Annotated in this window: 11 protein-coding genes; 4 read left to right on the top strand and 7 right to left on the bottom strand. The window is 71.0% G+C overall.

The window, feature by feature from the left end:
* Positions 1-77: 77 nt before the first annotated feature.
* Entirely contained in the window at positions 78-956 is an 879-nt protein-coding gene (locus ACZ4TV_RS12465) for a helix-turn-helix domain-containing protein (protein ID WP_468133583.1), read from the bottom strand.
* Between the two features lie 330 nt (positions 957-1,286).
* Between ACZ4TV_RS12465 and ACZ4TV_RS12460 the strand changes: the two genes are divergently transcribed.
* Positions 1,287-1,802: an ATP-binding protein gene (locus ACZ4TV_RS12460; protein WP_468133581.1), complete on the top strand. Its 516-nt coding sequence runs from the start codon at positions 1,287-1,289 to the stop codon at positions 1,800-1,802.
* Positions 1,803-1,908: 106 nt separating this feature from the next.
* Here the strand turns inward: ACZ4TV_RS12460 and ACZ4TV_RS12455 are convergent, their stop codons facing one another.
* Together ACZ4TV_RS12455 and ACZ4TV_RS12450 are read right to left on the bottom strand one after the other, a co-directional pair.
* Entirely contained in the window at positions 1,909-2,154 is a 246-nt protein-coding gene (locus ACZ4TV_RS12455; protein WP_468133579.1) for a DUF397 domain-containing protein, read from the bottom strand.
* Positions 2,155-2,309: 155 nt separating this feature from the next.
* A complete protein-coding gene (locus ACZ4TV_RS12450) occupies positions 2,310-3,488 on the bottom strand; it encodes a DUF2786 domain-containing protein (protein WP_468133577.1) in 1,179 nt (392 codons plus the stop codon).
* A 350-nt stretch (positions 3,489-3,838) separates the two neighbouring features.
* Between ACZ4TV_RS12450 and ACZ4TV_RS12445 the strand changes: the two genes are divergently transcribed.
* On the top strand, positions 3,839-5,578 hold the full coding sequence (locus tag ACZ4TV_RS12445) for a bifunctional 3'-5' exonuclease/DNA polymerase (RefSeq protein ID WP_468133575.1): 1,740 nt from the start codon (positions 3,839-3,841) through the stop codon (positions 5,576-5,578).
* A gap of 1 nt (position 5,579) precedes the next feature.
* Here ACZ4TV_RS12445 and ACZ4TV_RS12440 read toward each other — a convergent pair whose 3' ends face one another.
* The 4 genes from ACZ4TV_RS12440 to ACZ4TV_RS12425 form a co-directional block, all read right to left on the bottom strand.
* Positions 5,580-6,830, bottom strand: a complete 1,251-nt coding sequence (locus ACZ4TV_RS12440; protein WP_468133573.1) for a hypothetical protein — start codon at positions 6,828-6,830, stop codon at positions 5,580-5,582.
* Positions 6,831-6,975: 145 nt separating this feature from the next.
* A complete protein-coding gene (locus tag ACZ4TV_RS12435; protein WP_468133571.1) occupies positions 6,976-7,491 on the bottom strand; it encodes a SigE family RNA polymerase sigma factor in 516 nt (171 codons plus the stop codon).
* A 93-nt stretch (positions 7,492-7,584) separates the two neighbouring features.
* Positions 7,585-8,148: a GNAT family N-acetyltransferase gene (locus ACZ4TV_RS12430; protein WP_468133569.1), complete on the bottom strand. Its 564-nt coding sequence runs from the start codon at positions 8,146-8,148 to the stop codon at positions 7,585-7,587.
* 127 nt (positions 8,149-8,275) lie between these two features.
* On the bottom strand, positions 8,276-9,526 hold the full coding sequence (locus tag ACZ4TV_RS12425; protein ID WP_468133567.1) for a serine hydrolase domain-containing protein: 1,251 nt from the start codon (positions 9,524-9,526) through the stop codon (positions 8,276-8,278).
* A 172-nt stretch (positions 9,527-9,698) separates the two neighbouring features.
* On the opposite strand from ACZ4TV_RS12425, the gene ACZ4TV_RS12420 reads away from it, so the two are divergent.
* Both ACZ4TV_RS12420 and ACZ4TV_RS12415 read left to right on the top strand, forming a co-directional pair.
* Entirely contained in the window at positions 9,699-11,330 is a 1,632-nt protein-coding gene (locus ACZ4TV_RS12420) for an outer membrane protein assembly factor BamB family protein (protein ID WP_468133565.1), read from the top strand.
* Positions 11,331-11,414: 84 nt separating this feature from the next.
* Positions 11,415-12,248, top strand: coding sequence for a DUF8017 domain-containing protein (locus ACZ4TV_RS12415; protein WP_468133563.1), 834 nt, complete (start codon positions 11,415-11,417; stop codon positions 12,246-12,248).
* Positions 12,249-12,776 lie beyond the last annotated feature (528 nt).

The raw sequence follows: 12,776 nt of genomic DNA, 5'->3' as shown, positions 1-12,776 counted from the left end.
TGCGAGCGCGCACCCGTGCGCTGCACCGGAGACCGATCGGTCATCATGCACTGATCAGACGTCATACTACGTGCGAATCAAGACAGTTGGAGTAGGCCACGGAGAAGATCCCGGGTCCGGTCGGCGTCGGGGCAGTCGGCCTGGAGCCGCTCCATCGCCCGCTCGTACTGCCCCACTTCCTCGTCCTTGTCCAGGTAGAGGGCACTGGTGAGCTGTTCCAGATAGACGATGTCCTGGAGGTCCGATTCGGGGAAGCGCAGCAGGGTGAAGGCTCCGCTCTCGCCCGCGTGCCCGCCGAAGGAGAAGGGCATCACCTGGAGCTGGACGTTGGGTCGTTGTGAGACCTCGATGAGGTGCTCCAGCTGACCGCGCATGACGTCGCGGTCGCCGTACGGGCGGCGCAGCGCGGCCTCGTCGAGGACGGCGTGGAAGACCGGGGCGTTCTCGGAGACGAGGACCTTCTGCCGCTCCAGGCGCAGTGCGACGCGGCGGTCGATCTCGGCGGCGGTGGCGCCGGGCATGCCGCGGCTGACGACGGCGTGGGCGTATGCCTCGGTCTGCAACAGCCCGTGGACGAACTGGACTTCATAGATCCGGATGAGCGAGGCGGCGCCCTCCAGGCCGATGTACGTCTGGAACCAGCCGGGCAGGACGTCGCCGTAACTGTGCCACCAGCCCGTCGCGTTGGCCTCCCGGACCAGCCCCAGCAGCGACTCGCGCTCCGTGCTGTCCGTGACTCCGTAGAGCGTGAGGAGGTCCTCCACGTCTCTGGCCTTGAAGCTCACCCTTCCCAACTCCAAGCGGCTGATCTTCGATTCGGATGCGCGGATCGAGTAGCCGGCCGCCTCACGGGTGATGCCGCGGGATTCTCGGAGTCGCCTGAGCTGGGAGCCCAGGAGGATGCGGCGCACCACAGAACCGCTCGCTTCTGCGGTCACTAGTACTGCCCTCCCCATCGCAATTGGCATGCGTGCGCGTCGAGGGGCCCCCGTACCCCAGGGCCCGCAGTCTGCCACCAAAACGCATCGGCCCGTACTCGTTCTGTAACGGAATCCTGCCCACCGGGGAAGAAGTCCAGAAGTCCTCGGGGGAAGAAATGAGCAAGAACCATCACGGGAGGGGACAGGTCCGGCGCATGCACGTGCATCTGCCCTTGCATCCGGCTGCGCCATTCGGAACGATGGTCCCCGCGCACCTGCGTGCACTTCGCGCCGGCGCCGGACCCACCCCGCAGTTCTCTTTGGACGCAGCCGCCGCTTCGTCCGCGAATCCCGGGAGTGCCTCGCATGGGGACGAATGGATCGACCATGCTCGAGCCGTTACGGCAGGGGCTTCCCCCGGTCGACCCCACGGCTGTCTCCGGGTCCGCCTCCTGCGCTCTGCCCGCTCGGTTCGACGCGGTGCGGGGCGCGCGTACTTTCACCAGATCCACGCTGACCCAGTGGGGCCTCGACGAACGCTTCGACGACGTCGCCCTGGTCGTCTCCGAACTCGTCACCAACGCGCTGCGCCATGCCCTGCCCGAGGAATCGCGGGGCCAGGGCCCGGACGGCGAGGCGGAGCCGCCGGTACGGCTGCACCTGATGCGGTGGAGCACGCGGCTGGTGTGCGCGGTGCGCGACCCGAGCGAGGACCGGCCCGGCGGGGCCTTCTCACCGGAGCGCACCGAGGAGAACTTCGACCTGGAGTCGGGGCGGGGGCTGTTCCTGGTGGACTCGTACAGCGACAGCTGGGGCTGGCACCCGCTCGCGGGACGGCTGACCGGCAAGGTGGTCTGGGCGCTGTTCCTGCTCCAGGACTGAGCGGCGGACCACCGGGCACACACCACACACACCGACTGGCCGGGATTGATCATTGCGATCAGTCCCGGCCAGTGCACGTGCATGGCTCGATGGGTGCGCTGTTCCGTCAGCCGATCAAGTGATCGAACTCGCCGTCCTTGACGCCCAGCAGCAGGGCTTCTATCTCGGCCGGCGTGTAGATGAGTGCCGGACCGTCCGGAAAGCGTGAGTTGCGCATGGCGACGTCACCTCCGGGCAGCTTCGCGAACTCCACGCAGGAGCCCTGCGAGTTGCTGTGTCTGCTCTTCTGCCACGTCAGCTCAAACAAGGAAGCGAGTTCTGCAGCTGCCATCCCGTTGTACGCGTGGTCCACAGGAAGCCCCCGATAGTGCAGATATCAACTCCACCGGATCATAGCTGTGTTCATGAACGCCTGCATGGGCAGATGCACGTGCACGCGCGGTGCTCCATTGATCACAGACAGGTCCGCCCGGTACCGCCTGGCCGCCGTTCGAGGCGGAGGCACGGCTAGCGAGGGAGCGGCTTGCCGCCGCGCCCCACGTGGGCACGGTCGGCGGCGGCCGTACCGTCCTCCCAGCCCGCGTGGTCGGTGGCGCCGCGCAGCCTGGTCGTCGTGGTCCGGGGGAACATCTCCTCCGCCCGCGAGGTGACCGCCACGTCGCGGGCCACCAGGGCCGGCAGGTTGTCGGGGGCCTGCGTCGCCGTGTGCTCGGCGGTCTCGGCGAGCCGGTGGCCGATCCGGCTGGCGTAGGCGAGCAGGAAGGACTGCCTGAAGGTCTTCGTCCGCTTGCGTCCGCCCGAGCGCTGGACCGCCTCCGCGCGGGTCATCGCCGCCGTGCCCTGCACCAGCAGCGAGGTGTAGAGCAGCTCCACCGCCTCCAGGTCGCTCTCGAAGCCGACCACCGTGGAGAACTCCAGGCCGCTGTTCCACACCGCCCGGCAGCGGTTGGCGGTGGCCACCGCGTCGAGCAGCACCGCCTTCGCCTCCTCGTACGGGGGCTCGACACCGATCCGGCAGGCCCCCGGGACCTGCGCCGGGGCGCCGCCGCGCGCGGCCAGCAGTGCCTCGTCCACGGTGTGCCGGGCCATCAGCTCCTGGGCCTTTGCGCTGAGCGCCTCCGCCTCCTCCGGGAAGGTGGTCGCTTCGGCCTTGGCGAGCAGGGCGCGGATCCGGCCCAGCATGCGCGGTTCGATGTGGGCGTGCTCCGCGAGGGCGTCGGCCGGATCGCCGGGAAGCGGACCCACCGGTTCGATCGAGGGCAGCCGGATCAGCAGCCGCAGCACCTCCAGGAAGGCGGTGGCCAGGGTGAACCGGTCGGCCCGTTCGCGCCGCGCGAGCTGGTCGGCGTACTCCTCGTCGCTCGTCCACCACACCTCGGCGACCGTCCACCGCGCCGGGAGCCGGGCGTAGCGGCGGGCCTCGGCGGCGATCAGGTCTCCTGTGATCCGCAGATGCCGCTCGTCGAGGTCCCGGCGGACCAGCCGCAACACGTCGGCCGGCTGCCATCCCCGCTCCCAGCCCTGCCGTACGTACGCCTCCCCGCGCGCCAGCAACTCCCGCCCGACCCCGCCCCACCCCGCCGGATCGGCGACGAGCAGCGAGGCCCCGGTGTCCAGCCCGGCGTCGTCCTGGGCGTAGAGGGCGGCGGCGAAGGCTAGGTCGACGGTCTCGGCAAGATCTCTCACACCTCCCAGCTTGGCACGCCCGCCCGGCCGCACTTCCAGCCCCGCCGCCGTGCATTTCAGCCCCGCCGCACCATCCAGCCCCGCCGGCGTTTGAGGCGCGGGGTCCGGGGCGGAGCCCCGATCTTCCACCCCGGCCGCACTTCCAGCCCCGCCAGCGTGCATTTCAGCCCCGCCGGCGTTTGAGGCGCGGGGCCCGGGGCGGAGCCCCGATCTTTCAGCCTCGCCGCACCATCCAGCCCCGCCGGCGTTTGAGGCGCGGGGTCCGGGGCGGAGCCCCGGCAGTCGGCCCGCGCCCGGCACGACGCCCCGGCGCCCAGCCCCTGTCAGACCCCGGTGGGACACTCGCACCCATGAGCGACCGCACCCCCCGATGGGCCCTCGCCGAGGACGCCGACGGCTGGTGGCACGCCGCACCCGCCCACCCCCCGGACGGAGTCCGGATGCGCGTCCGCGACCCCGCCGAGGCGGTACGGGCCGCCCCGCCCGGCACCCGCTGGGTCTGGCGGTCCACCGCCGCCGTGTACCCCCGCCTGCTCGCGGCCGGCGCCCGCGTCGAGCGCTGCCACGACATCGAGGCCGCCGAGCTCCTGCTCCTCGGCCATGAGGGCCGCTTCGGCGAGCCCCGCTCGGCCGCCGCCGCCTGGGCCCGGCTCACCAACGCCCCCGTACCGCCCGATCCCCGGCAGCGCGCCGCCGAGCCACGCGCCCAGGACTCCCTCTTCGACCCGCAGCCCACCCCCGTCCCCCTGGACGCGCTGCTCGCCGTCCACGCCGACCAGGCGAAACGGCTCGACGCCACCGCCCACCCCGACCGCATGCGGCTGCTCGTCGCCGCCGAGTCCGCGGCCTTCCTCGTCGCCGCCGAGATGAACCGTGCGGGCCTGCCCTGGCGGGCCGACGTACACCGCGCCCTGCTGACCGACATGCTCGGCGAGCGGTACGCGGGCGGCGGTGAGCCCCGGCGCCTCGCCGAACTGGCCGACCGCATCTCCGCCGCCTTCGGCAGACGCGTGCGCCCCGAACTGCCCGCCGACGTCATCAAGGCCTTCGCCGAGGCCGGGATCAAGCTCAAGTCCACCCGCCGCTGGGAGATCCAGGAGCTGGACCACCCCGCCGTCGAGCCGTTGATCGAGTACAAGAAGCTCTACCGGATCTACACCGCCCACGGCTGGGGCTGGCTCGCGGACTGGGTCCACGACGGCCGCTTCCGCCCGGAGTTCATCCCCGGCGGCACCCTCACCGGCCGCTGGGTCACCAACGGCGGCGGGGCCCTGCAGATCCCCAAGGTGATCCGCCGGGCCGTGGTCGCCGACCCCGGCTGGCGGCTCGTCGTCGCCGACGCGGACCAGATGGAACCGCGCGTGCTCGCCGCGATCTCCCGCGACCCCGCCTTCATGGCGGTGGCCGGGCGGGCCGAAGACCTCTACACCGCCGTCTCCCGCCAGGGCTTCTCCGGCGACCGGGACAAGGCCAAGCTGGCCGTCCTCGGCGCCGTCTACGGCCAGACCTCCGGCGACGGCCTGAAGAACCTGGCCGCGCTCCGCCGCCGCTTCCCCCGGGCCGTGGCCTACGTGGACGATGCGGCGAAGGCCGGGGAGGAGGGCCGGCTCGTACGGACCTGGCTGGGCCGTACCTGCCCGCCGCCCGCCGGCTCCGGCGACACCGACGAGGACCCCGGCGACGGCGCGGGCACGGTCACGGGCGGCGACGCGGGCACGGGCGCGGGCACGGGCACGGGCGAGGCCGGAATCCCGCAGGACCGGGACGACGGCTGGACCCCGAGCTACGCCTCCACCAACACCCGGGCCCGCGGCCGGTTCACCCGTAACTTCGTCGTCCAGGGCAGCGCCGCCGACTGGGCCCTGCTGCTGCTCGCCGCCCTGCGCCAGGCGACCTCCGCCATGCGGGCCGAGCTGGTGTTCTTCCAGCACGACGAGGTGATCGTGCACTGCCCGGCCGAGGAGGCCGAGGCGGTCGTGGAGGCGATCCGCGGCGCCGGCGACCGGGCCGGCCGGATCGCCTTCGGCGACACCCCGGTCCGTTTCCCGTTCACCACGGCGGTCGTGGAGTGCTACGCGGACGCCAAATGAGCTAGCGCGCCCTCCACTTCGGGCTCAGCGCGATCTCCTGCAGCTGGTCCATGGTCAGCAGCGGGGCCCTGCGGGTGGCCGACTTGTTCTGGTTGCCGGTGTTGAAGGCGGAGACCACCACCCGGAAGCCGTTGGGACGCATGGTGTCCACGCTCCACCAGACCACACCGGCGCCGCCCTTCTCGCCCGGCTTCTGCTCCACCTTCACCTTGGTGCCGTCCGGCAGCGTGGTGACGTCCGCGCCCGCCATGGGGCCGGCGAGCAGATCCGCCATGTCCGGCTGCGCGTTGACCTGGACCAGCGAGTTGCCGTTGCCGTCGTCGAGTACGGCGTACGCGTAGTCGCCCTGGCCGCCATGGGAGACGACCGTGACCCCGTTCCTCGGCAGCAGGGACTGGAGGATCTGTGCGGCGTCCGCGCCGGGGCTCGGCGGGGTCTGGGCGGGCGAACCGGCCTCGCGCGGCAGGTCGTTCAGTGCCGGGTGCCACAGCGGCGAGAGCGCGAACGCCTTCAACTGGGCCGGGTTCAGGGGTGGCGCGGGCCGCGAGACGGGCGCACCCTTCTCCGCTGCCGCGTTCCATTCGCTCACGTCCACCTGGAACCCCTTCGGGGTCACCAGCACGGCCCGCCACAGCTTGGTGTCCTCGCGGCGGTCGGGGTACTCGTAGCCCTGGTAGATCTGGATCCGCGAGCCGTCCGCGAGCGTCTCGACCGTGCAGTCGTCGAACTCCAGGAGGTCCTTGTTGGGGCAGGCCAGCATCTGGCCGGCGCCGTCCCCCTGGGGGTCGGTGCGCGAGAGGCCGACCGCAATGGCCCCCTCGCCCTTCCCGTCGTCGTACACGCCCCGGACCATCGGGCCGCGCTCGTCGCCCGTGCCGCGCGCCTCGGCCTTGGACACCTTCCCGTCCGGGAGCAGTTGCTCGAAGACGGCGATCATCTTTTCGGCGGTGACGGCGCCCGTGCCGGTACGCGCCTTCCTCACGTCACCCGGGGCGGCAGTGGGCAACGGCTGCGGGGCGGCCACGTTGACCTGGCCCTGGCCGCCTGGGCCGTCGAGCAGGCCGCCGGCGTAGGCGCCCGCCGTTCCGATCAGGGCCAGGGCCAGGACGGATCCGCCGACCATCGCGGCCCGGCGGCGCGCCACCAGCCGTCGGCCGCGGACCTCGCCGGCGTCCACGAGGGCGTGCCGGTCGGTCGTGAAACCGTCCCCCGCACGCCGGAGGGCTTCACCGAGTTCGTCTTCAAAGGGCATGGGGAACCAGAACTTCCGCTTCAGGGGTGGGGTGGGATCAGCACAAGGAACGACCGGAACGGAACCGAACGAAACTGAACGAAACCGAAGGGAACCGAAGGGAACGGAACGGAAGGGAGAGCGGGCGGGGAAGTGACCGGCGCTCTCAGAGGTCCGCGAAAGCGGCGAGGCTGCCGCCCAGCTGCGCCCGCAGCCGGCCGAGCGCCCGCGACGTCCGGGTACGGACCGCCGCCGAGCTGACGTTCATCGCGTCGGCGGTCTCCTCGACGCTGCGGTCCTCCCAGTAGCGCAGCACCAGCACCACCCGGTCCTTGGGCGCCAGCCGCCCCAGCGCCTCCAACAGCGTCAGCCGCAACTCCGGATCACCGCCGACGGCCACCGGCGCACCCGAGTCGGGGAACTCCCCGACCGGGCGCTCCCCCGCCGACCGCCGGCGCTGGTGCGTGAGGAAAGCCCGTACCAGCACCGTCTGCGCGTATGCCGCCGGATTGTCGATACGGGAGATCCGCCCCCAGAGCAGGTACATCCGCCCCAGCGTCTCCTGCACCAGGTCCTCCGCGAGGTGGGTGTCCCCGCTCGTCAGCAGACATGCCGATCCGTACAGATGACCCGACCGGTCTGCCGCGAATTCGCGGAACCCGTCCCTGCGACTCCGTCGCATGTACTCCCCCTCGCGGCCGTCCCACCCCACTGACGCGACGGCAGTGCCGGAATGTTTCATCTCTTGCTTTGCCGGGAGTTGCCCGGCCCGGCATCAGCCCAACCCGTGGAAGTACACGTGGAACTCCTCGCGGACGAAGCCCTCCGCCTCGTACAGCCCCTGCGCGACGGCGTTGTCGTACGCCGTCTCCAGCTGTACCCCGGACACCCCCGCCTCGCCGGCCCGGCGCAGCACCTCGCGCAGCAGCGCCCGCCCGGCGCCGGTGCGGCGGCCGGAGGGGGCGACGTAGAGGTCGTTGAGGACCCAGGCGGGCCGCATGGAGAGGGAGGAGAACGTGCGGTAGACCTGCGCGAAGCCGACCGTCCCGGCCCCCGGGACCTCGGCGAGCAGGACGAGCGACTCGTCCTTCGCGATCCGCTCCGCGAGGAAGGCCCGCGGGGCGTCCGGGTCCTCGACGTCCACCTCGTAGAAGTCGAGGTAGCCGCGGAACAGCGCGGCCGCGGCCTCGATGTCCGCCTCGCCGGCGGCGACACGGACCGCTGCGGTTGCGGTTGCGGCTCCGGCTCCGGCTTCCGCTTCCGCTTCGGCTTCGGCTGCTGCTTCGGAATCCCGCGGCGGGGACTGGATGTCCTGCTGTGCCGCTGCCCGACCGTTCATGTGCGTCTCCCTCAGAGGTGTCTCGCGCGCCGGAGACCATTGTGCGCGTGCGGCCGGCCCCCGGGATCGAACCCCGGGGGCCGGCCACCCTGTTGCGGTGCGAGTCAGCGTCAGGAGCCGCCCCTGCTCACTGCCCGGTGACGGGCTGGGCGGGCAGCGTGAAGACGTTATCGGGGGTCACGATCTGCGTGATCGCCTTGCCGAACAGCGTGCTCGGCTCGGAGCCCTGGTAACTGGTGTCCGTGTTGAGCAGCACGACGAGCGTGGCCTGCGTCTGCGGCATGTAGACGGTCAGCGTCTCGTAGCCGGGCAGTGAGCCGTTGTGCCCGATCCAGCCGTGGACGTTGAAGATGCCCAGGCCGTAGCCCACACCCGGGAGCGACGGGACCACCTTCAGCCGCTCGGCCTGGGTCTCGGGCGTCAGCAGGGTCCCGGTCGCCAGGGTCTTCGCCCAGCTCCGCATGTCGGTGAGGTCGGAGATCATCGCTCCGGCCGCCCAGCCCCAGGAGGGGTTCCAGTCGGTGGCGTCCTCGGTCTCCCCGGAGGCCGTCTGGTCCGTGTAGCCGTGGGCGTGCGGGCTCGGGAACTCCGCGCCCGTGGGGAACAACGTGTGCTTCAGCCCGGCCGGTGCGATGACTTCCCGGTCGATGTAGTCGGCGAGGGAGTCACCGCTGACCTTCTCCACGACCAGCCCGAGCAGGATCAGGTTGGTGTTGCAGTACAGGAACTTCGCGCCCGGCTCGAAGAGCACCGGGTGCTTGAAGGCGTACGCGAGCAGCTCCTGCGGAGTGAAGGGGCGACGGGGATCGCTGGTCAGCGCCTTGTAGAAGCCTTCGTCCGCAGAGTAGTTGAACAGCCCGCTCCGCATCTCGGCCAGCTCGCGCAGGGTGATCCGGTCACCGTTCGGGACCCCGTCGACGTACTTTCCGATCGGGTCGTTCAGCCCGACCTTGCCCTCGTCCACCAGCTTGAGCAGGGCGGTCACGGTGAAGGTCTTCGTCACGCTGCCGATCCGCATGTTCAGGTTCGGGGTCATCGGCGCGCCCGTCGCCTTGTCGGCGACGCCGAAGGCCCGTACGTACTCCCCCTTGCCGGGCGCCGACAGGGACACGATCACTCCGGGCACCTTGGCCTGGCTCATGACCTTCCGGATCGCGTCGTCCAACTGCCGGGCGACGGCGCGGGTCAGCTCGGGAAACTCCTCGGAGACGGGGGTCGGGGTCGGGGTCGGAGTCGGTGCCGGGGGCTGAACCGGTACCGTCACGGCCACCGCCGGCGCGTCCCACGCGTACGCCGCCCCCGCCCCCGCTGCCGCGGGCGTCACCACCAGCCCGGCCGCCGCCAGCCCCACGGCCACCCTGCGCCAACGTGTCGTCATGCCCGGCCTCCTTACACGCCAAGCCGAAGACCCACCATTCCAAGCTAACCCGGCACCCCCGGCCGGGCGACCGGAGCCGCATCGTCCCCTGAGCAGAGGGAAGGCCAGGGACATGACGAAGTAGTCTAAAAATCTATTCTAGAAACGGCGCTCTACCGGCCAGACTCTCCCCATGACCGGTCGCACCTCCGGCGAACCGCCGGTACCCGATGAGCGGTGGCCCGGCGCCGCCGTGCCCCCGCAGGTGCCGGCCGGCTTCGGGCCCCCACCCGCACCGTTCGATCCGCGGCCACGCGGCGCGGGCGATACGGGCGGCACGGGGGACACACGCGGCACGCGCGCCCGGCTCAAGGGCCGGCCAACCGTCGTCATCGCCTCACTGGTCGCCGCCCTGCTCGTCATCGGCGGCGGCGGTGCGTACCTCACGCTCGGCGGCGACCGCAACGGGTCCACGGGCTCGGCGGGCTCGGCGGGCTCGGCGGGCTCGGCGGGGCCTTCCGGTACGCCCTCGGTCGACCACGGCGACGGCAAGGGCCCCGGTGTCGGCCCCGATGTCTACGACCCCAACGCCGGCATCCAGCCAGGCGAGGCACGGGTCTGGCTGCGCGACAACCAGACCGAGGTCGCCGGCGCCGGGACCTCGCAGTACGGCCCCTGGCGGGTGGGCGACGTCGTGGTCAAGGCGATGCTCAACGAGCTCATCGCCTATGCGGTGACCGACGGCCAAGAGAAGTGGAAGCTCTCGCTCCCGACGCCGGTGTGCGGGGTTCCGCCGGCCCCGTCCGCGAACGGCAAGCTGGTCCTCGGAGTGAAGGAGGGCCAGTCCGAGACCTCGCGCTGCACGGATCTCCAGCAGATCGACCTCACCACGGGCAAGGCGGGCTGGAAGACACCGGTGCCGCCGGAGAACGCCCAGGACAGCACCCTGCAGTTCGAGATGGCGATCGCCGGTGACACCGTGGCCATCGCGCGCTCGGCCGTCATGAGCGGCTTCTCGGTCACCGACGGCAGGAAGCTCTTCGGCACGTCGAGCCCGAACGGCTGCTCCCCGGTCGCGTTCGCCGGCGGCGCACGGCTGATCGGCCTGCGCAGCTGCTTCGACCGGAGCGACGCCCGCGCGCCCGCCCAGGCGGTGGTCGAGGAACTGGATCCGGCCACGGGCAGCCCCAAGTGGAGCCACGCGTACGAGAAGGGCTGGAACGTCGGCCGGGTGCTCTCCGTGGACCCGCTGGTGGTCGCGGCGTACCACAAGGAGAAGAAGACCTGGAACCTCACGGCGTTCGCCGCCGACGGCAAGATCCGCTCGCAGAGCGACGCCGGGTTCGGGGTCAGCGGCCGGTGCAACGGTTTCGGCAACGCGAGCGGCTTCCAGGAGTGCTACGCCGCCGTGGCCGACGCCGACACCCTCTACATGGGGGCGGGCAAGGTCGGCACATCCCTCGGCATCGACGACACCAACCAGGTCGTCGCCGTCGACCTGAACACCGGCAAGGAGAAGTGGCGCACCGCCGAACAGCCCAAGGGCCGCACCATGTGGCCGCTCGCGGTCGAGGAGGGCAGGGTCCTCACGTACGTCTCCCCCGGCAGCGGCGAGGCGGGTTCGGTCGTGTCCCTCGCACCGGCGGACGGCGCCTCGCAACCCGTCCTGCAGAGCCCGGCCGCGGCCGCCGGCGCCGAGGGCGTCTTCTACACCCACGGCGTGCGCATCGCCTGGGCAGGCGGCCGGCTGTTCCTGCTCAACGGCAGGGTCTACAGCCCGGACCCCCGCAAGGCGAGCCGCGCGATCCTGTCGTTCGGCAAGTAGGCCGCCGGCCGGGCGGCGCGTACGACCGCGTACGACCGCGTACGACATGGAGCAGTCAGTCAGGCGAGGCATCAGGAGGGCACCGTGCAGAACCCGTACCGGCAGGAGAGTCAGGCGGGCGACCTGTACCAGCCGCCGTTCTTCCAGCCGACGCCGCAGGAGGACAAGGGAAAGGAGAAGCGGAGGCGGGTGATCATCGGCACTGGTGTGCTGACCGCCGTGGTGGTCGGCGCTGCCGTCACCGGCGTCGTACTCGCCGGCCGAGAGGACGAGCCCCGCCCCCCGGCAGCCGCGGCGGACCCCGCCAAGCCGCTCATCGCGGGCTGGAAGACCGTGGTCAACCCCGCGCAGGGCACCGCGTTCGACGTCCCACCGGAATGGGAGGTCCTCTCGCCCGACGTCTTCAACGGCCACACGGACAAGAAGGACTCGGACAAGGTCCTCATCGGGCACACGGCGCCCGCCTTCTACAAGTCCAAGTGGTGCAGCATCGACGCGGACGGCGACGGTCTGATCTCGGACGTCGCACTCGCCTCCGTCGGCACCAAGGGCGCCCAAGGCGCCAAGGACGAGGCCGAGATCGCCGAGAAGAGCGCGCCGACCTGGGTCTACGCCGCCTACACCCAGCCGGACAAAAGCGTCGTCAAATGGGACAAGCCCGTGGAATACACCACGAAGTCCGGAGTGAAGGGAAGCTACGTCAAGGCCCGCTCGGAGGGCGCCAAACAACCCAACCGCTGCGCGGGCGACGGCCAGGCGGTCGTCTTCAGCTTCAAGAACTCCAAGGGCAACTTCGTCGCCTGGAACTTCTACGGCCGCACGAACGTCCCCGGCGCCATCAAAGACACCCAGATCATGCGCATCCTGAACACGATCCGCCTCGCAGGCACCCCAACGGACCCCAAACCCCAGCCGTAACCACCTGACTCAGACCACTCCGACGCGTGGCTACTCCGGACGCCGGTTCGGTCAGGTCAGCACACCTATCGGCTGATCACTCTCCTAGTGGACTGCCTCTTTGGGCAGAACCCCGAGCTGACGACAGGAGTTTCGACTGGAAACACCCTCCGCCAGAAGGGGACACCGATGGGCAAGCTCTTCCGGCCGAGGCGCAGGCCAGCGCCATCGGCTCGACGCCCGTGGCCACCTTCGACTACCAGGTCGGAGGGGTCACCATGAAGGTACCTACGGGCTGCATGTTCACCCACATCATCCGCGGTGAGGGCAAGAACATCACCTACCAGAACGCCGGCGTCGACTGCGGATTCGTCGGGGCGCTCAACGCCGGCTTCTGCAACTGGCGCATCGACTTCACCTACGCGGACACCGACAACAAGGCCTACCGCACCTCCCGCGGCAAGACCCACACCGAATGCAAGATCAACCCGATGCGCAACAACGCACCCCAGAAACTCCCCCGCTACGGCAAGGCGTGCGCGCACCTCC

It is taken from the genome of Streptomyces sp. NPDC028910 (genome assembly GCF_055564955.1).
The sequence above is the reverse complement of the archived record's forward strand: the minus strand, read 5'-3'. Positions and strand labels throughout refer to the sequence as shown.

Coding starts and splice junctions, on each gene's coding strand:
- ACZ4TV_RS12465 (WP_468133583.1), bottom strand. CDS start 956: ATGGGGAGGGCAGTACTAGTGACCGCAGAAGCGAGCGGTTCTGTGGTG.
- ACZ4TV_RS12460 (WP_468133581.1), top strand. CDS start 1,287: ATGGGGACGAATGGATCGACCATGCTCGAGCCGTTACGGCAGGGGCTT.
- ACZ4TV_RS12445 (WP_468133575.1), top strand. CDS start 3,839: ATGAGCGACCGCACCCCCCGATGGGCCCTCGCCGAGGACGCCGACGGC.
- ACZ4TV_RS12440 (WP_468133573.1), bottom strand. CDS start 6,830: ATGCCCTTTGAAGACGAACTCGGTGAAGCCCTCCGGCGTGCGGGGGAC.
- ACZ4TV_RS12435 (WP_468133571.1), bottom strand. CDS start 7,491: ATGCGACGGAGTCGCAGGGACGGGTTCCGCGAATTCGCGGCAGACCGG.
- ACZ4TV_RS12430 (WP_468133569.1), bottom strand. CDS start 8,148: ATGAACGGTCGGGCAGCGGCACAGCAGGACATCCAGTCCCCGCCGCGG.
- ACZ4TV_RS12425 (WP_468133567.1), bottom strand. CDS start 9,526: ATGACGACACGTTGGCGCAGGGTGGCCGTGGGGCTGGCGGCGGCCGGG.
- ACZ4TV_RS12420 (WP_468133565.1), top strand. CDS start 9,699: ATGACCGGTCGCACCTCCGGCGAACCGCCGGTACCCGATGAGCGGTGG.